The sequence below is a fragment of the Paenibacillus suaedae genome (assembly GCF_032337355.1).
GTDB lineage: Bacteria > Bacillota > Bacilli > Paenibacillales > Paenibacillaceae > Paenibacillus_B > Paenibacillus_B suaedae.
The window spans coordinates 1424891-1447531 of sequence record NZ_JAVYAA010000001.1 but is presented as its reverse complement, the minus strand read 5'-3'; the positions used below and the strand labels follow the sequence as shown (position 1 = coordinate 1447531).

Below are 22641 nucleotides of genomic sequence, written 5' to 3'. Positions count from 1 at the left end.
ACCTATTTACCTCCTGTTGAATAGAACAATAATTCCTCTTCATTCGTATCGTTCGTGTGCAGTTCCTTCACAATCTGTCCGTCGTACAGCACATACACACGATCCGTAATGCCTACGATTTCCGACAATTCACAGGAGGCGTAGATTACACTCTTCCCTTGCTCCGCCAGCCTCGTAATTAGCTCGAAGATGTCCTTCTTCGCCCCGACGTCCACACCCTTGGTTGGCTCGTCAAATATGTATACTTCCGCATCAGCCAGCAGCCACTTCCCAATCGCAACCTTCTGCTGATTGCCGCCCGATAAATTCTGCACTTTCGTATGTTCGCTAGGCGTCTTAATGCCGAGTTCCTCAATAAGCCTTCTTGCCTCTTCTCTTTCTTTGCGAAATTGAAGGAACGGCCCCCACTTGCAGTACCTCGATAGATTCGCTGCCGAGATGTTATGCACGACAGATTCAAATATCAATATCCCTTCCTTGCGCCGCTCTTCGGGAACAAGCGCAATTCCTGCCTTCACGGCATCATGTGAATTGCGAATGGTTATCGGTCGATCATCGAGCTTATGCTGTCCCGACTGAATCTTGGAAGCCCCGAACAGCGCTTTGCATAATTCCGTCTTGCCCGCTCCAACCAATCCTGCGACGCCGACAATTTCCCCTTTGCGCACATGCATATGAATATCTGCAATCTTATGAAAGTCAGATAGATTGCTAACTTCAAAATGCATGCCTCCAATGGAAGATGCGCGCCCTGGGAACTGCTCGCCAAGCTTCTTGCCCAGCATGTATTCAATCGTCTCAACAGGGGTGGTATCCGCAATCCTCATCTTCGTCACGAGTTCCCCGTCGCGCATGATCGTGATATCATCGCAGATCTCGAACAGTTCCGGCAAGCGGTGAGAAATAAAGATAACCCCTACATTGTTCGCCTTCAGATCGCGTACAATGCGGAACAGTTCAGTCGTCTCTGCATGACTTAGCGGCGCTGTTGGCTCGTCCAAGATAAGAAAGCGGCATTTCGTAGAGATTGCTCTCGCGATTAACACCATCTGCTTCTCCGCCAGTGTTAATTCACTGACGAGTTTCTTGGTTGGTACCTGAACATTCATTCGCTTCAATATGTGCCCAGCGGAATCATGAAGTCTCCTCCATCTGATCCATTGCTTCGGCCCCATATCATGAACCATATCTTCCAACATGATATTCTCGCCTACTGTCAAGTAAGGAATCAGCGCAGTATCAACTTCCTGATAGACAATCTGGATCCCTAGGTTTTTCGCCTGACGCGGCGAACGGATCGTCACCGCTTCACCATTAATCCAGATTTCCCCGGTATAGTGACTATACGCACCGGACAATGCCTTCATTAAAGTAGACTTCCCTGCCCCATTAGCGCCAATCAGCGCATGCACATTCCCCGTCTCTGTTGTAAAATGAACGTTCTTAAGCGCTTGTACACCGGGAAACTCTATCGAGATATCCTTCATTTCCAGGAGTATCTTGCTCGTCTTCCCCATCTCCCTGACCCCCTGTTCACGATGAGCAGGCAAGCGCTTCGCGCGCCTAACCAGTTGTCTGATCCGACGCTTGCCTGTTCGCTGTCACTGTGCGAGACTAGCTTCGACCTGTTATTGCGCCTTGTTAGCCTTCTTAAGCGCCTTCATCCAGTCTTCTTCGAAGTCCGTGCTTACACCCCAGCCCGGAATAATCTTGTTCAGGCTCTCCATGTTGACAGCATCACCTATGGAGTTCAATTGAACTTGAGTAATCAAAGTCGGCTTCAAATCATATTTCGGAGGTGTATCTTCACCAGCAATCTTCTTCGCCAGCAAGCGCAAATTGACTGCCCCAATTACCTTCGGATCTACTGCCGCCGTGGAAGCCCAAGGACTGTTGTTCTCTTGCATGAGCTGCAGATCAGCATTGGATACATCGATACCGTAGATTTTAACCTCTTCACGACCCGCTTCCTTCAACGCCCGTGCTGCTCCAATTGCGAACGCGTCCCATGTTGCGAAGATCGCATCGATTTCCCCTTTGCCGTGCTTCGTCAGCATCGCTGCAACAGCATTCTGTGTCTGAACAGATGTGTCTGTTGCAGCCACACCGAAACGCTCCACTTCCTTAATACCAGGATTATCTTTCAAAAATTGCTGATAGATTCCGTTACGAGCTACCATTGGCGGAAATCCATCTACCCAGAGGTATACAATATTCCCTTTGCCGTTCAGCTGCTTATTCAAACTGTCTAGCGCTAGACTTGCCAATTGGCCATCATCCTGTGATGTCATGGTTACCCCATTCACCGAAGACACTTCTGGAACAGAGTCAAATGTAACGACCGGGATTCCTTTTTCCGTCAGCTTCTTCACATCTTCAACCGTTGCCGCATCATCACCGTGCGAGATGATAACGCCGTCATATTTTTTATCCATCGCTTGAGCGATCGCATCATGAAATTTGGCAGAATCGTTATTCGCGGAGAAGGTATCTACTACGAAGCCCAGCGATTCACCCTCTTGTTTGGCTCCAGCTAGATACTGTGCGGTATGGTCATCACCGCCGATTTTGCGAATAACCATAATTTTTATGTCTTTGTCTTTAATCGATTGTGGAAGGTCAGCAATTGCCCCCTTGTCTACGGCGGCCTTGCCTGAGGATGACTTGCCGCTTGTTGAACAGCCTGTTGCAACAAGAACGACAGCCATTAATGATAGGATCAGTACTTTGAACATGTTTCTTTTCATAGAACACACTCCTCGATATCATATGAAAATGATGAATGCCCTGCACTAAAATTGGTTTGATTTTCCTGTAATTGACTTCATACTAACACCTACATTGTGGAATCGCAACGAATAATATTGTTTATTATTGATTCTTGTTGTTTTTTGTCTGTTTCGCTGCGGTGATATCCCCCCTCTTGCCTAATTACTCTTCTTACCTGTGTTCATCGTTATGCAGGCATCCCTCCTTGGCAAAATATAAGCCAATTCCAATATGCGAATGGCAAGTGATAAGAATAGGAAGAGATGAAGAGATAACTCTCCTACCTAATTAAGAAGTAAGCTCCTAACTCAAGGGACATCATTCTCTCTCAAAACTGTGAAATTCAAGGATTGCATGGAATAATGTCAGGAATGCAGCAGGATGAAATAATAGGAAAGATACCGTTCGGGGGTTCGTTTCTATGGTGAGTTTCCTTAAGGAGTCCCGATTGCGGAGATCGAAATCTGCTATTTTTTGTCATGTGGTAGCCTATATTATACTATAATTATATGCTTACTAGTGTTATTTTTTTCAAAGATTCGACATCGGTTTTCACTTCAGCTGCTGTCACATAGATATTGGTTTTTATCGCCAATATCCTCCATTCTATGAACATGTTTACCATCGTTTTTTGTCAATTGAAGACAAAAAAAAGGATGACTGCATCATACAGTCATCCTTCATCCATTTCATCGATATGAATTGGAGCTATTTATAAATTCACATGGCGTAAATCCCAGCGCCTCATGCTCCATTCGCATTGCTTCCTGTCCACACATTGACTCCCGCCTCGTCATATTGATCCTGAACTTCCTTCAGGAAATCATGCACAGCAGACTCGTACTTCTGACGATCGGTTGGGTATGCATTCGCATGCACAGCATCGTCGATAATTACCAGCTTCGTTAATCCCTCTGTCTTCTCTTGATAGATCTGTTCGCTCATCCGCGTTGGCACGAATGTGTCTGCCTTGCCGTGTATCAGCAGTAGAGGGATGTCCTTGTTCGCAACCTCTCGAATCGGCTTCACCTGCTTCATCGAGAACTGTGCTATCCGATTCAAGCTCCGTTCCAACAGCGCAATAAATGGAAAATGCGGAACATGGTTCAGTTCCTTCATTTGATATTTCATTAATTCTTCCATGTCCGAATAGGGGCAATCCGCAATGATGAATTTGGCATGCTTATTAATGCCTGCATACATCAGTACTGTGCCTCCACCCATCGATTGCCCATGAAGACCGATGAAGGCATCATGACCAACTCGTTCACGTACCCATGCAACCCAGCGATCGAGGTCTTGACGCTCATAGTAGCCATACGTTGCATACGTCCCTTCGCTTCGCCCATGGCTCCGCTGATCCACAAGGAGCACATTATAGCCTTCCTCGGTAAATAGATTGATAAACTGCGAGCCAATAATATGATTTGCCGTATAGCCGTGGACGACAATCATGACTTTCTTGCGCTCTGGATAGGGCTCGATATAGTACCCGCGCAGCGTCAGACCGTCCTCCGAAGTGATGAATACATCTTCCTTGGCCATTTCAGCGAATTCCTGCCTGCTCATCAAGCCGAACCCTTCAACCGCGTCAAACGCTTTGTCCAGCGTGCTTCTCTCCCACATTGTTACCTGACGGAAAGCATACCGGCTCACTGCAATCGTTGAAATCACAATAATCAGGATAAGAATGAACGCAGCCGCTCCAATCCACCACATGTACAATCATCCTTTGCAAAGTTCCTATTCTGTCTGTCTCTCTATATGATAGCTGCTCCAACATCATTTCGCCAGTTCCATGCCCACTGTATCGTCTAGCTGCGCGTATGATACCATCCTTCTCTCAACGAACGTGATACCGCTCGAACTCATAAAACCTCGTCCCTTGAAATGTCAACTTTCCGCGATCTCCTGCGGCCAGCAATCCGTAGTCCGATTTCTTCACATGGAACTCCATCCGATCCCCGCTCTCCACTTCGAACGTCGCGTAATAATGGGTTGAATAATGGCTGTGATGATCCGCGTGATGACTATTGGACACTTCTGTTCGCTTATCCGTCACTATCGCTTCCACAGTTAGAACTGGCTGTTGATTGTTGTAGTTCCATTGCATAATACCCTTAATAATCACAAAGATGAAGACAGCTATAAACAGAACAATGAAAATTGGGAAGATCGTAGACATCAGATTGAACATTGATGCTGGCTCATTGAATCCTCCTACGCCCATGCAGTACCCTGCTCCTTTATTTGTTGACTCTGAGTATAACCCCGGCTGATAAGGCTGATAACTTACCCCGTCTTGATCGTAATCCAATACTTGCAAATTCCATCCTTGGTGTCGCTTAATACGCCCTCGTTGCCTTCAATCACTCTTCGTGAGCGAAGATTATCTTCATCGACTGTCAGCAGCACTTCTGTCAACCCAAGTCCCGCTGCTTCACGAACAAGTTCACGGAGTAAGAGCGTTCCATATCCTTTGCCACGCTCATCTAGCCGGATGACGTAGCCAATATGACCTCCTCGTTCAAGCAGCGCTTCATTCAATCTGTGCCGAAGCTTCCCATATCCAATCGGTCGACCGTCCACATAAAGCCAATATATCGTCTGCTGCACATATTGCGGCATTAGATTTATCCCTTGCGATATATTCCAATGCTGTCTCAGGTAGCTTCGGAATTGGCCTCTTCTTATGCCGTACGCACTATTGACGAAGCCATTCTCACCTGGGCCGATCCCCTGCAGCATCTCGTAAATATCATAACCATCTGTAAGCTTGAGCGATCTCAGCTCTATCGTCTTCTCAGTCCCACCCATGGTGTAATGCCTCCAATCCCATCTATTCAAACATTACAATCTTAGGCTCCGCCGCATGCTCACACAGCAAGGTGAACAACTGACCCCGGTGATGCGCCAAATGAAGGATGATTTCCAGCATCCACTCAAAGCGCGAATATGCAACTCCCCAATACGCGGTTTTGATTTCAAGCCAGTGCTCTTCCGACCACGAACGCATCGCTTCAACTAATGATTGGTGAGCGTCTGCCAACGTTTCCTTCATTTCTTCGATTGTATGTGGTGTATGTTCTTCATAGAAACGATCCATATCGGTCTGAGTTGCTTCGTTCATAATATGCAGATCGGCCGCGCAAATGAGAGTCAAATGAGCGAGCATGTCTCGTAAAGAACGTTTATGAGCCATGGGCTGCAAATCCAACTGCTGCTCTGTTACCTGTTCCAAGATGCAACGAATTGATTGTACAGCAAGATTCAATTGATGAATAAGTGATTGTTTATGAGCTTCCATGTCGATTGAAACCTCTCCCTGTGTCAATGATGTATGTCTCGCAATTTGATATTTTCGCACACCAATATGAACGTTTGACAACATATTCATGGGTGCTATAGTAGTATTGTTAAATCATTACATAGAAAAACATAGAAAAGGGGTAACAGCTATGAATCTCTCAACAGGTGTGTTAATCCGCTTTACCAAAGCATTAGCCGTGATGTTCTTCGGGCTGTATGTGTTCCTCGTCGCCTTCGGCAATATTACAGATTATAATACGAACTTCCAATTCGTGAAGCATGTGCTTAGTATGGACACCACATTTCCCGATAACAACATTATGTACCGCGCCATAACAGGAACGACGATTCATCATATTGGTTATATTGCGATTATCATCACAGAGGCAGCTGTCGCATTCATTTGCATCTGGGGATCACTTCGCCTGTTCTCCCACTTGCATGCAGACGCAGAATCCTTCCACAAAGCGAAGAACTTGTCGATCGCGGGTCTTATTCTTGGCTTGTGCGTGTGGTTCCTAGGTTTTCAGGTAATCGGTGGCGAATGGTTCGGCATGTGGATGTCCTCAGAGTGGAATGGCTTGTTCCCTGCGGATCGACTGACTACATTCATGATGGGTGTTCTCATTTTTCTAACCATGAAAAACGATGAAGTGAACTAATCTACCATTTCCCTATTTTGCCAATCTATTATAATACGAAAAAGGCGACAAATCCAATTTGACGCCTTTCTTTTCGATATATTTAGTTGTTCTTCTCTTCGTTCCATCGCAAGATTATATACAACATTCAGCTTCCTACGATTCTTCCTTCTGTGTTCTGCCCGCTCCACGATCCAGCAAGCGGCTTCCCTGCTCCATCGCCATGCATAGGATCATGCCTACGATCAATCCGTTGTTCGCCATAGTCTTCAGCAGCCCTGGCAATTGCCCAACTGCTTCAGCCGGGATGAACATACAGCCAATCCCCATCATAATAGATACGCCGAGGATAAAGCGATTGCGCTCATTCATAGGAATCGATTGGAGCTCCTTCAATCCCAATCCAACCATCGAAGCGAATGGGATGAATATCGTTGCATACCCTACCGGCATGGGAATCGATGCAAAAAAGGCCGTTGCAGGCGGAAAGAAGCTAATCCCTGCAATGAGCACACAGGCAATAACGAATGGCAGACGCTCATAAATTCGAGTCGTCATGATGAAGCCCGCTGTCCCTGAAATCGGAACACATCCCATTGCGGAGAAAATGCCTCCTAAGCCTGTATTCGCACCCATCATCAGCATTGTACGATCATAATTGACAGGTTCGGATGTCTTTCCTGAATTATCCATAACGCCCTCCATGACGCGAATGCTCGTCATCATATTGGCAATGAGAAGAAGACTGACGAACAAGGACGTCATCAAGATGCCAGAATCCAATTCAGGCAGGCCCCAAGCGAATGGCATAGGCGCTGATACCCATGAAGCAGAAGGCTGTATAGGCTCTGTGATGCCGAGCAGATAGAACAACAGCCAACCAATACACAAGCTAATGAGCACAGAATAGTTGCGCAAAAAGGCCTTCGAACTCCGCGGCAGCAGCATGGCACACAATAATGTAATAATTGCGGGAATCGCAACCTGAAGCTCTACATGTGTAGAGGCACGATAGCCAACTCCGAGCATTCCCTTCATGAAGGAGCCGCTAAGCTGTGCAACAAGCAGAAGCAGATACGTCCCTACGACAAGCGGTGTGAACAGCTTGCCAATTGCCGACGTTAAGCGCAGCACAGCAATGATAATGAAGAGCGCGCCTGCAATCAGCATCCCCATCTCCAGCTGCCGCAGTCCGCCTTCGAGCGATATTGTTCCTGCCGCGATGAGGCCGCCGTAGACTGCGAAGACGCCCCACCATAAACCAGCCGGATTCTCCATAATCGGCAGCCGATGACCGAACATCGTCTGCAATATACCTGATATCCCGATAATCAAAAACGTGCGCTGCATAAATTCCGCAATATCCTGCGGTGAAAATCCAAACGCATGTCCAACAGCCAGCGGAGCAACGAGGCTTCCCGCCAAAATAAATACGAGCCATTGGAATGAGGCCAATCCTAATTTCATGATGTCTCACCTGTTCCTATCTCTATCTAAGTTGTCTATTCTATGATGCAGTTGTAATGCTATGAACCTTCCAGTCCATACTGCCTAATCTTATAATACAACGCTCCGCGCGATATGCCGAGCTGTCTAGCTGCCTTGGCCTTGTTGCCCTTCGTTCGCTGCAGCGTCTCCGAGATAAGCGCTCGTTCCATCTCTTCCGAATGAACGCTCAGCGGGAGTTCGGGCTGCGTCAACTCATTCAGTGTCGTAAGCCGGGCATAGTCGGGCAGATCCTGAGCAGCAATGACCCCGTCTCCGCCGCGCCCTAGATGAGACGCTAGCGCATATTGCATCGCATTGGCCAATTGCGCCATGTTGCCGGGCCAACGATAAGACGTTATCGCCGCCATTGCATCCGCACCTAGACTCGGTATAGCCGCGCCAACCTTCTCCGCAGCTTCACTTAAGTAGAAGCGTGACAATTCAGGAAGCTCCTGCTGGCGCTCCATGAGAGAAGGAATATGCTCGATCTGGAACACATAGTACATCTCCTTCAACAATTGAGCAGATTGTTCCCGCTCAAATCCAGCCCACTCACCGTTCTCTTCTGGAATCGAGGCTATCACATGCGCATCGAGCGTGACGGCTTCCTTCGATTCCATCTCTCCCGACCGAACATATTGACCTTCTTGCAGTGCTTCTATTAACCTCTCCTGCACCGAAGCCGGAAGCATATGCACATCCTTCAAATACAAGGTTCCATTCTGCGCCAGCTCAAGCTTGCCTATTCGTGGGTGCTCTCCTTCATAGCCGAACAATTCAGCCTCCAGCAGGCCTGCTGGAATCCCACTACAGCTTACATAGACGAACTGTCCTTCACGACCACAGTGAGCGTGCATCCACTTCGCAACCGACTTCTTCCCTGCTCCTGCAGATCCAGTTAGCAGCAGCGGACACTTCATCCGAGCCAAGGCCCCTAGACTGCTCTGCTTCTCCGCGGTCAGCGGCAGTAAGGCTGTCGTCACTCCCTCTTCACTTGGACGGCTGACCATCTCTGCGCTCAATTTCACATATTGTGTTACATTCCGTTCAATCGAAATGGCGCCCATAAGCTCCTGATTCTGATCGAATACAGGAATGGCATTGATCATCACATGCATCCCCGGACGCGGTTCATGATAGACCTCGCGCACTTCCTGTCCGCTCTCCATCACTTGCAGCAGCATAATCGATTCCCGTTGGAAGTAGTCTCCGATCTTCCGCCCTACGATGATAGTCCGCTCAATGCCATACGTACGCTCAGCGGCACCATTCCAATAGATAACCGTACCCTCAGGATCAACAATCGTCACTGCATCATTCGTCGCTTTCAACACGCCTTCGAGCCATGATTGTATTTGTTGCGACTCTAGCATTCTATCACCGATTCTTCTCTATTTTTTCTTAAATTATGGCAAAAAGAGTGGGAAAAAGCAACGAAAACACAAATAGACACCTGTTCCGTGCACATGTAGAGCCCAACCCATTTTCCATATGATGCTAAAATAATGATTTACTTTATGCGCTTGATGTGATTATAATTAATCATAAATTGTATTTGTGTATAATTTTTGAACACTTATTCCAGTGCTAATGAACGTATTGCGAATGAGAAGAATGTAAAAATACCATTACAGTAAAGAGAGGAAGCTGCACGCCATGGAGGCAATCATGCGCAATGCATTTCTCTTTCTCTCGAAGAATCGGCTGGCCAATCGCACAGCGAAGAAATACGGACTGCGATTTGGCGCTAAACGATTCGTCGCGGGAGAGCAAATTTCGGAAGCGATTACAACGGTTAAGCAATTAAATGATCGTGGAATCGTAGCCACGCTCGACCATCTTGGCGAGTTTATTTCCACCAAAGAGGAAGCAGCAGAATCAGCACAGTATTGTATCCGCACCTTAAATGAAATAGCAGCGCATCAAGTTACGTCCAATCTCTCAGTCAAGCTAACTCAGCTCGGCTTGGACATCTCGCCACAGCTCTGCATGGATCATATGCGCGCCATCCTAGATACTGCTCGCCGTCATAATAACTTCGTGCGCATCGACATGGAAGACTACGCTCGCAACGAAGCTTCCATCGACATCTTCAATCAGCTTCGCGAAGAGTTCGGCAGCACGGTTGGCCTTGTCATTCAGGCTTATCTGTACAAGAGCAGCGAGGATATCGAACATCTTAACCGCTACAAACCCAATCTGCGGCTGGTTAAGGGAGCATACAAAGAATCACCACAGGTTGCATACCCGAACAAGGTTGATGTCGACCGCAATTTCATCCACATCATTGAACAACATCTAGCCAACGGCAATTATGCCGCGATCGCCACACACGACGACCACATCATCGATCACGTCAAACAAATCGCACAAACTCACAATATTCCACGCACACAATTCGAATTTCAAATGTTATACGGCATTCGGACTCAAGCACAGCAGCAGCTTGCTGACGAAGGTTACACCATGCGCGTATATGTCCCATACGGAAATGACTGGTATGGATATTTCATGCGCCGACTTGCAGAACGTCCTGCGAACGTCGGGTTCGTTCTCAAATCGATGTTTAAGGCATAGGGGCATAGGCATAGCATCCTGCATGCTATAGCAGATCCATCTCATACAAATTGACAGCACTCAACTCCATATTACTAAGTATCCATTCGTTAAGGAGGTCATCTAGATGACAGTAATCGATTATCGGAATGAGCCATTTACGGATTTCACAGCAGAGGGCAATCGCACGGCAATGCAAGGCGCATTGCTCAGAGTGCGTGAGCAGCTGGGTAATACCTACCCATTGGTCATCGGCGGCGAGCGAATCTTGACAGAGAAGCGAAGCACCTCTTCGAACCCAGGCGACCTTGATCAAATTGTGGGCCATGTTGCTCAAGCTGGCGTCGAGCTCGCAGAATCAGCAATTGCAGCAGCGGATGCAGCATTCTCCAAGTGGCAGCACGTTGCCCCAGATGTGCGTGCAGGGTATTTGTTCAAGGCAGCTGCCGTCATGCGCCGCCGCAAGTTCGACTATGCTGCTTGGCTTGTATACGAGGTCGGCAAGAACTGGGCAGAAGCAGATGCGGACGTGGCGGAAGCAATTGATTTCTTAGAATTCTATGCGCGGGAAATGATTCGTCTTAGTGGTCCACAGCCGATTACAACAATTGCTGGTGAAGACAATCGTCTCACTTACATTCCACTAGGCATCGGAATCGTCATTCCACCGTGGAACTTCCCGCTTGCCATTATGGCTGGCATGACCTGTGCAGCTATCGTATCTGGGAATACTGTCGTGCTGAAGCCTTCTTCCGCCTCTCCTGTCATTGCAGCGAAATTCGTTGAGTTATTGGAGGAGGTTGGCCTTCCAGCAGGTGTAGTAAACTACGTTCCTGGTTCTGGCTCAGAGATTGGCGACTTCTTAGTTGATCATCCGCGTACTCGCTTCGTATCCTTCACGGGATCACGCGACGTAGGACTTCGCATCAATGAGCGTGTTGCTAAGACACAGCCAGGCCAGCTGTGGATCAAGCGCTTCATCGCAGAAATGGGCGGTAAGGATGGCATCGTCGTGGATCAAACCGGAGATGTGGAAGAAGCAGCAACTGCGATCGTACAATCTGCCTTCGGCTTCCAAGGACAGAAGTGTTCCGCCGGTTCGCGCGCCATTGTCCATGAGGCGGTATACGACGAAGTTGTTCGACTCGTCACCGAGAAAACGCAAGCTTTGCGTGTAGGTCTGGCTGAGGAGAACGCCCCAATTGGTCCAGTCATCGATAAGCATGCGTACGACAGCATTATGAAATATATTGAGGTTGGCAAAGGCGAAGGCAGACTCGTAGCTGGAGGCAGTATTGCCGATGGCAACGGATACTATATCCAACCGACAGTGTACGTAGATGTTGATGCAGAAGCAACCATCATGAAGGAAGAAATATTCGGTCCCGTACTGGCGATCAGCAAGGCTTCGAACTTCGAGCAAGCGATCGATATTTTCAACAATACCGATTATGGCTTGACCGGTGCAGTGTACAGCATGAACCGCGAGCATCTGGAATATGCGCGCCATCATATGCACTGCGGCAACCTGTATTTCAACCGTAAATGTACAGGCGCACTAGTAGGCGTACATCCATTTGGCGGATTCAATATGTCAGGAACCGACTCGAAGGCAGGAGGAAGAGACTACCTGCTCCTCTTCACACAAGCGAAGCTTGTATCAGAGAAGTGGTAATCTCCAATTCACTTCAATGATATGATTTTCTAAGATTTGCTGCACTTATCCTACGATCAAGATAAGCCGGCAGGCTTCCTCTGTTACAGAGACAGCTTGCTGGCTTTTTTATGATCAAGAACCATCTGGATGCACAGGGTTACCGGTAACATTATTGATGGCTTTTCGTTATCTCTTCCCAAGTAATAGGGCACCCGCAATCAAAAAACCGAGAATTTCTGCAACAATCCAAATAACGCGAGTATACCGATTTTCCACATGATCCATGTCTTTCAGCTGTGTAACTTGATGATTATATTCATGAGGGCGTATCAGCTGCCCAATCCCATCCTCCGTATGCTTCTGGGCCGCATGATCCAGCTTAGGCGCAATTCGAACAATCTCACCATTGTCGTACCTACCTAGAACCCGTTCCCCATCAATTACAAACGATAATGACTTTCCGCCGCTATTCACATAGTATTGCAAGGCTGCAATGTCCGGCTCTACCTGTGCATCCTTCAAAAGCGCCTTACCTTCTGCAATCTTAAGCGGATAACTTCCCCACTTCATCTTATAGTTCCTATCTGTTGTATCCGTCCTATCGAGTGAGAATAACGCCATATCCCCAACATTCCATGCATAGCACACATTCGCTTGCTGAGCACAGGTAACTGTAATGTCTTGCTTCGTCTGCTCACCTGACACGATATAGATGACTTGAATCGCTACCCCTGCCTTCTCATTTCGTATCACTTGCCCAATAAGCAGCGTATCTTGGTCGTTGTGAGTCAATCGGTGTAGTACATCTGCGGCTTGAACAGGGATTACGAAGGATATAGTCAGCCATAGAAATAAGCCAAGGCAACAAATCCTTCTCAAGGCTACACCTCCACACAATGATTACCTTCCTGCCTGCTTCTGTGATGTCTTGGAATCCATTTACGTTTCCGTATTATACCATTCCATCTCATAAAATGTCTTCCTTCCATTCAAAATAATAAAAGGATATGAAGCTGCTGCTTCACATCCTTTACCCACTTCAACTTATGTCCTGCCTTCATCCAAATATGCTATACGTCGGTTGCAGGTGCTTCTTCAAGCGTATCCCATGCTGCAGTCAACAATTCATCGAACAAATCGTCGTCTCCTTCGAGCTTCGCATCCAACTCGTAGAATTCTTCTTCGTCACCAGACTGGGCAGTGAAGTGCAGGTTGTAATCCCAATCCTTCCCGTTCTTGCTGAAGAAGCTAACTTCATACGGTGATTTCAATTGCTCCAACTGGAAAACTACTTGTCCGATATAAGTCTTGTCTTCATTCTGACGCATCGATGCCTTCGTTATCGTTACACTCATGTATTATCCCTCACTTCATCCTTCAATCTCTATCATTATAGGTAAAAATCCGATTCGATGCCAGTCACTTAGCTTAGCTTGAAATGACGTACAGAAGCTTGCAGCTCACCAGCAAGATCGTTTAATCGCGTAACTGATCGATTCATATCTTCCATAGCCGTCGATGTAACCTGTGATGCGGAAGATAACAGCTCACTTTCATGAAATGCATGCTGTGCAAGATCGCTCAACTGCGACAATGCAGCTGCAACCTCCTCTGATCCTGCCGACAACTCTTCCGTAGATGCGGACACGTCTTGAATTTGCAACGCAACCTGTTCCGTCGATTGGGTGATACTATGGAAGGATTGCCTAGCATGCAGCACTGCCTTTTGCCCGAGGAGAACTTCTCGTGTGCTCTCTTCCATCGCTTCAACCGCTGCATCCATCTTCTCATTCACTTGACCTACAAGGCTTGCGATTTGCCCTGCCGCATGCTTAGACTGATCTGCCAGTTTCCTTACTTCTGATGCAACAACAGCAAATCCCTTGCCATGCTCCCCGGCTTGTGCCGCTTCAATAGAGGCATTTAGAGCAAGCAATTGAATCTGCGCAGCAATAGTCGTCATCACGTTTACCATCTGTTGAATTTCAGCAGATTGCTTGCTTAATTGCTCGACCGTGTATGAGGCATTGCGGTTCGCCTCATGAACTGCCACGATTTGCTGTTCCGCTTGACGAATGAGCTCATCCCCACCTGAGGCCGATTTTTCTGTATGGAGGGCGGAATCAGCAACCTCAGCCGATGTTGCAGCGATTCTCGCAATTCCTTGTGCCATTTCTTCTACTGCTCTTGCACTCTCGGCAGATGCACGCATTTGTATTTCGGCGCCTTCAGCAATTCGATGCATCGACTCCGAATATTGATTGGTCGCGTCCGTGGTCTGCAATACCGACTGCTGAAGCTGCTCTGACGAATCCGCCACCATATCTGTTGCGGATTGAACATAACTAATCAATTGGGATAAATCAACACGCATCTTCTCAAATGATTTCGCCAATTGCCCCATCTCATCGTTTGTAGTCCGAATAATAGGGTGACGCAAATCGCCGTCTGCGATTACACGGGCAGATTCATTCAACTGCTTCATAGATCGAGCGATGGATCTGGTCAACACCACCGCTGTCGTAATCGCAATGAGAACGGTTGCAAGCAGCAAAATGAATAAGACCGACTGATGAGAACGATTCGCCTGCTCCACGGCATTCATCTCCTGCTGAATACGGTCCAATTGCTGCGACCGTATGTCGTCCATCTGCTTGTTAATTTGTTCAGAAGCTTGGTCGAAGGAGCCCATCGTCTGGTTCCCCGCTTCCGTTCCTTTATCAATATAATCATGTGCCATCTGTTGGCCCATCTCATAGAAATTCCTAAACGATCCCTCAATCTCATCTAATTTGCTGGACAGCTCTGGATGAAGCTGCTTGAAGTGCTGAACATCCGCTTGGAACTGTGAGACATACTTAGCGGCTTGGTTGAATCCATCGTCCATACCATCCTGCGCTCTCGTAACCCCAATATCGGTAAGCCACTGCTGAACTTGAACGACCGACAGCTTCATATTATCTGCGAGCAATGTTGATTGAAGTGTTCGTTCCTTTATCTCTTTCATTGTGCTCAGTTGATTGCTCGACGCATTATATTGATACGTAAAGATTGCAAACATGCAGATGACAATAATCGAAAACCCTATTCTGTTTTTCCACCGGATACTCATTTATGCCTCTCCTTCTTATGTCAATCGCCTCGTCTCCTTCACATCTTAGCGCAATATATTCCATTTGTCAGTTTACAATTTCACCATATTTCCGAGTGATGTCGCCTACTTAAGAAAAAAGTAAGAAAGTTATTTACTTTTTTCAGTAAAAGATTGAATCCTTACATTTGCTATCGCGTATGGAATGTCATATGCTTGAATACAGTGAAAGGAAGAGCGTTCTCTTCTAACAGATGTGGCAAGGGACCGAACTGCTCTCACAAGTGACAATCAAAGGAGCCCCAGATTTACGATGGAAACAGTGAAAGAATTTTTCAAAGGTCCTGGTGTCAAACGCATCTTTATTCTTCTTGTACTTATCGCCTTGCTCTTTGCAATGCGAAGCATGATCCACCTCATCCTTATAACGTTCATCTTAACGTACTTAGTGGACAGGCTGCACACATTCCTCCATCGGAGGATCAACAAGATCATAAAGGTGAATTATAAAGTAACCGTACTGCTTCTCTATGCAGTACTGCTGCTTGCCATCATCGGTGGAGCATACAGCGTCTTCCCGAAAGTGATTACACAGATTGAGCAGCTCGTGAACAATATTATTCAGTTCTATAATTCAAAGGCTTTCATGAATTACGATTTTGATTTCGAGTTCATGCAATACATTACAGACTCGCTGCAGAAGATCGACCTAGCGAGCTATGTGAGTAAGGGCTTCGACTTTATCGTGAAATCAGTCTCTGATATTGGACAATGGGGTACGAGAGCTATCATTTCCTTCGTCCTCAGCTTGTTCTTCGTACTGGAGAAGAAGCGTGTCATGGAATTTACGGAGAAGTTCAGAACGAGCAAGATTGGATTCATCTATTCGGAGTTGGAGTATTTCGGAAATAAGTTCTTGTATTCATTTGGCAAGGTCATTGAAGCACAGTTCCTTATCGCCATCGTGAATACCATCTTGTCCACAATCTGCTTGTGGTTGCTCGGCTTCCCGCAGTTGTTCGGCTTAGCTATCATGATCTTCCTGCTCGGGCTGATCCCGGTAATGGGCGTTGTGATTTCACTCATTCCGTTGTGTGCGATTGCTTTCACCATCGGCGGCTTGATTAAGGTCTTATACGTCGTCATTATGGTCATCGTCATCCATGCGATCGAGGCGTATATCTTAAATCCGAAACTGATGTCAGCGAAGGTTCACTTGCCAATTTTCTATACGTTTGCCGTTCTTATTATTGCAGAGCATTTCCTCGGCGTATGGGGATTGATTCTCGGAGTACCGATATTCATGTTCTTCTTGGATCTGCTTGAGGTTAGCGTGAGGCAAGAACCTGTGAAGACAGAATAACAGCTGCTTTATAGCAACTCTCATCTCATGGCGAAGGGCCGGTGCGTTAAGCACTCGGCTCTTTTTGATATGTCATTTATGTTTCACAATGTTAAAGACTTCCTAAATTTCACTGTTCCACGAAAAATGACAAAAATGCTCGTCTGCTCACGATTGAAAGTGATGTATTCGTTTTCTTGAAAGTTAAAGCGGTTTTACATATGGTAATCATTAGGATAGTTTGTGATTAGGTAGAATATGGCCTAATTAACAGATTGGAGGATAATGGAAACACGAATAAACGCTTGGTCAATATTTCCCACACCGCAATGCTTTTCCACCTAGACCACATCATCACGGCACGATACCCTACTTTGTTGAAGCAGCATCAAATTTATTCATCTCGCGCATACATACACCTACACACTTTTTCGCTTTATCACCACAAAGCAAGGAAGATTTTTCATGTTTCGTTCGAATTAGAGAGAGAAGGAGTGAAACTACATGCAGTATTTTTTCTATGTGACAACGTTCATCTTCTTAGGATTTCAGCTCTTGTATACGATCGTTCCCTTATTGTTCAGCAAGGTGAAGCAATTGAATAATGACCTGAGCGAAAAGTCAATCAGCGTACTCGTCCCTGCCTACAACGAAGAGCTCACGATCAAAAATTGCATCGAGGCAATGAACAGTGTCAATTACTACAACTTCGAGGTCATTATTATTAATGATGGCTCGAAGGATAATACCATGCAGCGTTTAAATGAGCTCCTTGATTTGAAGCCAGTTCAGCGTACGGGCGACGGCAAGCTAGCGTATCAAGCGATCAAGGGCATCTATGGCTCTACTACATATAAGCATATTTTCGTGATCGACAAACTTAATGGCGGCAAGGCTGATTCGCTCAATGCCGGCATTGACTGCGCACAATCGGATATCGTCATTACACTTGACGCAGACAGTATGCTGGAATTCAATTCATTGAAGTATGTCAATCAATATTTCCACAATGAGGATATTATCGCACTTGGCGGTACGGTCAAGATTGTGCAGGGCGCTGAGAAGCAAAATGGCGTCATCGTAGAGAAATTCATGGGGAAAGGCCTAATCAAGAGCCAAATTCTTAATTACATTCACGGATTTTATGTACGGAAGCTAACCCAATCCGTATTCAATTCGATCGTCGTCATTTCCGGAGCGTTTGGCGCCTTTTACAAAGATGTGCTGGTTCAAGTGAATGGCTTCCGCAGCACCGTTGGCGAGGACATCGACATTACTTTGAAGATTCATGAATACATGAAGGCCAATCAACTGAAGAAGAAGCTGGTCTACGCACCTGAAGCCGTATGCTATACGGAATGCCCTGAAAATCTGAAGAACTTCAATAAACAGCGGATACGCTGGCAGAAGGCTTTCGTAGACTGCATCTTGATCTATTGGTCCCAGCTATCGCAGAAATTCAGCCTAGGCGTCAGTCTATTTTTTGCTATCGATGGCTTTGTGCTGGGAACCCTTACGGCGTTCACGACGATTATCTATCTGATTAACATGCTTCTATTCGGCGGCAGTATCACACAAATGCTCATCCTGTTCTCCATCATTGTTCTCGTAAATGCCGCTCAAATCATCACCTCATTGTATTTATGCAAGAAGTACGACAGCAGCTACTCGCTCCGAGATTATATCTATATGTTCTTGTTCAGTCAGTACGAGCTGCTCACTTACCGTAATCTACTGCTGTACTTAAATATTGTCGGCACCATTAAGTACTTTGATAATGATGAGGGCTGGGGCTTCGTAGAACGCAAAGGCGTAGCCACCATTAGTTAATACCTGTATCTGCGCAACCAGCATTGCGGCCATATAACAAATAGAATGCCGCATCTTCATTTTGGGAGGGAGAATATGGAGAGTATTTGGAAGAGCAATCGGATCATTTATGTAGATATACTACGCATTCTGTCAATTCTTGCCGTCATCGTGCTGCATATTACTGCAGATTTGCTGACGAGAACGAATGATTTCGACACATCGTCTTGGTGGGTCAGCAATATTTTCAACTCCGTATCGAGATTTGCAGTTCCTGTGTTTTTCATGATAAGCGGCGCCATGATGCTGCGGGTGAACATTACGACATACAGGGATTTTTATATAAAACGAGTATTTCCACTCGTCATCGCACTAGTCAGCTGGTCACTGATTTATGCGCTTTACAATCAATACGTTATCGTTAACAGCAAGATGAATGCACTTGCGTTTCTGCAGGATTTCGGCTATAAGCTGCTGACGGACGGCAACTACGTCCATCTCTGGTTCCTGTATGCGATCATCGCCATTTATATGACGATTCCCTTAATTAGCAAGCTTGTTAAGACATGCAGTGAGAAGGATTTGCGCTATTACTTATCCTGGTGGGCTGCCATTAGCATCGGTTACCGATTTATTTCAGACATTATCGTCAAGCTGACGGGACAGTATATCAATATTCCGCTATTGAACATTCCGCTGTTCACAGGGTTTCTCGGCTACTTCATTTTGGGACATTATTTATTTACATATGGCTTGCCGGACAAATGGAAGCAGGTATTGTTCAATTTAGGCATCGTCTCCTTCTTCCTAACACCAGTGGCCACCTACTTCGCTTCTAGACATCTTGGGATATTGGATGAGACCTTCTACGGGAACTATTCCATTACGACCTTTTTCATGGCTGTGGCCATGTTTATTTGGTTTAAGGAGAAGGAACCAACCCTGCATGAGCGAGTCAATTACAAGCTGCAAAAAATGATTGGCTCGATTTCGAAAGCAAGCTTCAGTATTTATCTCATTCATTTATTGATTGAGCTGCTCGTATCGAGAAGGGCCGAAACAGAAGCGTCCCTACTCCAGACATCATCCAATCTCGTGTTCAATGTTATCGCCGTATTCACTGTCAGCTATCTGCTTGTGAAAATGTTGAATCTCAGCAAGGTCATGACTACCGTTCTGTTCGGTGGAAAGGGGTAAGCGCGAATGAAGGTCAGTCTCTATACGAAATTATTTATTGCTGCTCTGCTGGTTGGAATGTCTCTCTATGCTTACAATGTGAGCAGTCAGGCCGAACAGAAGATCACTTCGGTGTATATTCCAATCTGGAAAGATATCAGTCAAATGAACTGGAAGGATCAAGCGATTGATATCGCCTTTATTGCATTTGCCCGAATTGATAAGAACAACATCTATTTCCACGAGAACAAGGACGAAAATGAGCGGATTAAGCAGCAAATCACGAAGTTGAAGGAGAAGCACCCTCAGACTCGATTCGTGCTCGCCGTTGGCGGATATAATGCCGATGGCTTCTCTGACGCTGCGATGGATGGAAATCGCTATTCGTTCACGGAAAGCATTATTAGCATGGTGAAGGAACTGGATTTGGACGGTGTCGATATCGACTGGGAGTATCCCGCCTTCGATGCCTGGGGTGCGATTAAGGCACGTCCTGAGGATTCAGTCAACTTTACAGCGCTGATGAAGGAATTGAGGGAACAGTTGAACCGACTTCCGCATGTGCATAAGAAGTACTTGTTAACCTTTGCCGCGGGCACGCAGGACTGGTATTTCGAGAAGGTCGACGTCAAGGAAATAGAGAAATACGTCTCCTACATCAATGTCATGAGCTATGACTTGACAGGAAGATGGTCGGATACGACCGACTATAATGCGAATCTGTACAAGGATGCGAAGGGCAAGGCCAAAGAGAGCGTCCATGACATTATTCAGCGCTACAAGGCTCATGAGGTAGACAGCAAGAAGCTGCTGCTGGGCATCCCCGCCTATTCTTATGGATGGGAGAAGGTCAAGAGCGAGCCGGGCAGCAATGGCGCCTTCTCCATCGGCAAGCCTATCGACATTGACAAGATCGATCTGAGCTATAGCACGATCGTAAAGAAATACTTGAATCAGAAGGGATTCAAGCGTTATTTCGATGAGACCGCTAAGGCCGCTTACTTGTTCAATGGGGATACCTTCATCTCCTATGAAGATGAGGAGGCCTTGAAGGCTAAGATTGCATACATTAAGGAACATGAACTGGGCGGTGCAATGGTCTGGGAATATTCGCAAGATGCGAAGGATGGAATCGTCAATTATTTAACGAAGCACTTGAACAAGTAAAGTGAATGAATGAGAGTATGCAGACCTCATTGCCGCCACATACAGTGACATGGGGTCTGCTCTATTTTCGCGATAAGCAAGGCAAACTAAGGAAGCTTGTTAATCCTGATCTTCTTGTTCCAGCTTCAGCACCCTGCCTCTACCTGCAGAATGCCTATAATGCCTTCCACTGATCTTCATAATTCATAGCAACCCCATTCGCATCCACCTGTAGACGAGCAGTATATCCGCTATCGATGGAGCGATAGATATAGGTGTTGTCGCCTGTCTTCTCATAGGATTGCAGCAATGGCTGCACCTTGAATTCGGGGAAACAGATCCATGCCGCCATAACCTCGGCACATTGACCAATCTCGAGCTGCAGACGCCGAATAGGCAGCACATTGGTCGATGGCGTTACACCAATATCAATATCCTTGGCGCCTGTTAGTTCTTCTCGAACTACCCCATTTACTGTCCAGCGATCTTGATGATCCCGCTCCAGCCTGAGCGTTCTTAACTTCTGTTCTTCGTGGTAACGCACCACGACTTCCTCAGTTCCCCCCTCTGCATCGCACTTCACTTCATATTCAACGAAACAGCGATCCGTATCGGCACAGATTACTTTGCCTTGAATTACCGTTGCAGGCTGCAAAGTAACTGTACAGTATTCAAGGCCTTCGCCTTCAAGCCGTTTCCATATAACATCATATGTCATCATGATGCCTCCCTTTTCCATGTTGTCGCAACTTCCTTGTCCTTCCGTATTGCGTCTAGCACCTATCCATAGATTACCACTTCATTCTACCTTACCTGAGGTTTGCACTCCAACTAGAGAATTTGGGCTCACGTCTTGTAGGCGAATACATATGATATGGCATATAAATTCTTATAAAGGCAGGTTACGAGCAATGGCTACCAATAACTCCATTGATTTCGCTTCACCGGATGCTCATTTTGCTTATGATGTGAATCAGTCCTTATTCTTTCGCAAAGATGCAAACAACTACATTAACGTATTGGGCGTAAGCCAATTAAATACGCTAGGCAACGTCTCGCTACTGGATATCTATTTAAGCAGCGGCAATACCGTAGAACCCCATATTCATCAGAACGCGAGTGAATTGGTCTATTGTGTAGCAGGAGAAGCACTTGTCAGCCTCATTAATCCGTTCACGAATCAATTATTAAACTATCAAATCAAGCCAGGACAGGTCGCCAATGTCCCCCAAGGCTGGTGGCATTATGAGGTTGCGAACCAAGACAATACACATCTGATTGCGATCTTCGATGCACCTACTCCAGAAGTCATCTTCGGCTCAGACATACTCCGATTGACCCCTCCAGCAGCCTGGGCGCATTCGTATTGCCTTGATGAGGCGAAAGTAAAAGATACATTGGCTCCAATTACAAAGACCGTTGTCATCGGGCCACCAGCAGATTGCCAAGCATGTGAACAGGAAGTCGATGATGTGACGCATTCAGCATACAACTATTCCTCTAACACGTCCTCACATCCACACTCCCCTTACTCCCAGTATCAACACCCTGCTTATTCAGCAAATGGATTTCCTCCCTATTATCCTTTTCAACGAACGTTTTTTTGAAATCAATCACAGCGGCAAGCAAATTATAGATATTCCGCAAACAAAGAGGA

20 protein-coding genes are annotated in these 22641 nt (G+C 46.4%); 8 read left to right on the top strand and 12 right to left on the bottom strand.

Translation table 11 applies throughout. The annotated features are described in order from the left end of the window. Positions 1-2: 2 nt before the first annotated feature. From RQP50_RS06365 to RQP50_RS06340, 6 genes are all read right to left on the bottom strand, one after another. Positions 3-1517: a sugar ABC transporter ATP-binding protein gene (locus RQP50_RS06365; protein WP_315744093.1), complete on the bottom strand. Its 1515-nt coding sequence runs from the start codon at positions 1515-1517 to the stop codon at positions 3-5. A gap of 111 nt (positions 1518-1628) precedes the next feature. After that, positions 1629-2747: a sugar ABC transporter substrate-binding protein gene (locus RQP50_RS06360; protein WP_021253132.1), complete on the bottom strand. Its 1119-nt coding sequence runs from the start codon at positions 2745-2747 to the stop codon at positions 1629-1631. 766 nt (positions 2748-3513) lie between these two features. After that, positions 3514-4488, bottom strand: coding sequence for an alpha/beta hydrolase (locus RQP50_RS06355; RefSeq protein ID WP_315744089.1), 975 nt, complete (start codon positions 4486-4488; stop codon positions 3514-3516). 124 nt (positions 4489-4612) lie between these two features. Then, entirely contained in the window at positions 4613-4999 is a 387-nt protein-coding gene (locus RQP50_RS06350) for a DUF2500 domain-containing protein (protein ID WP_072727812.1), read from the bottom strand. Positions 5000-5061: 62 nt separating this feature from the next. After that, the gene (locus RQP50_RS06345) at positions 5062-5586 is read right to left on the bottom strand and encodes a GNAT family N-acetyltransferase (protein WP_072727811.1); all 525 of its coding nucleotides are present in this window, start codon (positions 5584-5586) and stop codon (positions 5062-5064) included. Between the two features lie 22 nt (positions 5587-5608). Continuing rightward, positions 5609-6076, bottom strand: a complete 468-nt coding sequence (locus RQP50_RS06340; protein WP_072727810.1) for a DinB family protein — start codon at positions 6074-6076, stop codon at positions 5609-5611. 151 nt (positions 6077-6227) lie between these two features. On the opposite strand from RQP50_RS06340, the gene RQP50_RS06335 reads away from it, so the two are divergent. Next, positions 6228-6740 (top strand): DUF2165 family protein, encoded by a 513-nt coding sequence (locus tag RQP50_RS06335; RefSeq protein WP_083544898.1) that lies wholly within the window; start codon positions 6228-6230, stop codon positions 6738-6740. Between the two features lie 135 nt (positions 6741-6875). Here RQP50_RS06335 and RQP50_RS06330 read toward each other — a convergent pair whose 3' ends face one another. Together RQP50_RS06330 and RQP50_RS06325 are read right to left on the bottom strand one after the other, a co-directional pair. Then, positions 6876-8186 carry a purine/pyrimidine permease gene (locus tag RQP50_RS06330; protein ID WP_072727809.1) on the bottom strand — a complete coding sequence of 437 codons (1311 nt, stop codon included), beginning with the start codon at positions 8184-8186 and terminating at the stop codon, positions 6876-6878. Between the two features lie 59 nt (positions 8187-8245). Continuing rightward, on the bottom strand, positions 8246-9580 hold the full coding sequence (locus RQP50_RS06325) for a sigma 54-interacting transcriptional regulator (protein WP_315744081.1): 1335 nt from the start codon (positions 9578-9580) through the stop codon (positions 8246-8248). Positions 9581-9863: 283 nt separating this feature from the next. Here RQP50_RS06325 and RQP50_RS06320 point away from each other — a divergent pair, with 283 nt between their 5' ends. Together RQP50_RS06320 and pruA are read left to right on the top strand one after the other, a co-directional pair. Beyond that, positions 9864-10784, top strand: a complete 921-nt coding sequence (locus RQP50_RS06320) for a proline dehydrogenase family protein (protein ID WP_072727807.1) — start codon at positions 9864-9866, stop codon at positions 10782-10784. 106 nt (positions 10785-10890) lie between these two features. Further along, positions 10891-12438 (top strand): L-glutamate gamma-semialdehyde dehydrogenase, encoded by a 1548-nt coding sequence (gene pruA, locus RQP50_RS06315; protein WP_072727806.1) that lies wholly within the window; start codon positions 10891-10893, stop codon positions 12436-12438. A gap of 168 nt (positions 12439-12606) precedes the next feature. Here the strand turns inward: pruA and RQP50_RS06310 are convergent, their stop codons facing one another. The 3 genes from RQP50_RS06310 to RQP50_RS06300 form a co-directional block, all read right to left on the bottom strand. After that, entirely contained in the window at positions 12607-13299 is a 693-nt protein-coding gene (locus RQP50_RS06310; protein WP_315744077.1) for a hypothetical protein, read from the bottom strand. 191 nt (positions 13300-13490) lie between these two features. Beyond that, positions 13491-13775, bottom strand: coding sequence for a hypothetical protein (locus tag RQP50_RS06305; protein WP_072727804.1), 285 nt, complete (start codon positions 13773-13775; stop codon positions 13491-13493). 68 nt (positions 13776-13843) lie between these two features. Then, a complete protein-coding gene (locus RQP50_RS06300) occupies positions 13844-15532 on the bottom strand; it encodes a methyl-accepting chemotaxis protein (RefSeq protein WP_315744075.1) in 1689 nt (562 codons plus the stop codon). A 292-nt stretch (positions 15533-15824) separates the two neighbouring features. Here RQP50_RS06300 and RQP50_RS06295 point away from each other — a divergent pair, with 292 nt between their 5' ends. The 4 genes from RQP50_RS06295 to RQP50_RS06280 all read left to right on the top strand — a co-directional run bounded on the left by RQP50_RS06295 (position 15825) and on the right by RQP50_RS06280 (position 21005). Further along, complete coding sequence (locus tag RQP50_RS06295) at positions 15825-16874, top strand: AI-2E family transporter (RefSeq protein WP_072727802.1); 1050 nt, start codon at positions 15825-15827, stop codon at positions 16872-16874. Positions 16875-17357: 483 nt separating this feature from the next. Then, entirely contained in the window at positions 17358-18683 is a 1326-nt protein-coding gene (locus RQP50_RS06290) for a glycosyltransferase family 2 protein (protein ID WP_072727801.1), read from the top strand. A 75-nt stretch (positions 18684-18758) separates the two neighbouring features. Next, a complete protein-coding gene (locus RQP50_RS06285) occupies positions 18759-19859 on the top strand; it encodes an acyltransferase (RefSeq protein ID WP_315744071.1) in 1101 nt (366 codons plus the stop codon). 6 nt (positions 19860-19865) lie between these two features. Then, positions 19866-21005: a glycoside hydrolase family 18 protein gene (locus RQP50_RS06280; protein ID WP_072727800.1), complete on the top strand. Its 1140-nt coding sequence runs from the start codon at positions 19866-19868 to the stop codon at positions 21003-21005. Between the two features lie 154 nt (positions 21006-21159). On the opposite strand, the gene RQP50_RS06275 is transcribed toward RQP50_RS06280, so the two are convergent. Then, positions 21160-21705, bottom strand: a complete 546-nt coding sequence (locus RQP50_RS06275) for a putative glycolipid-binding domain-containing protein (protein ID WP_315744068.1) — start codon at positions 21703-21705, stop codon at positions 21160-21162. 190 nt (positions 21706-21895) lie between these two features. On the opposite strand from RQP50_RS06275, the gene RQP50_RS06270 reads away from it, so the two are divergent. After that, a complete protein-coding gene (locus RQP50_RS06270) occupies positions 21896-22591 on the top strand; it encodes a cupin domain-containing protein (protein WP_072727799.1) in 696 nt (231 codons plus the stop codon). Positions 22592-22641 lie beyond the last annotated feature (50 nt).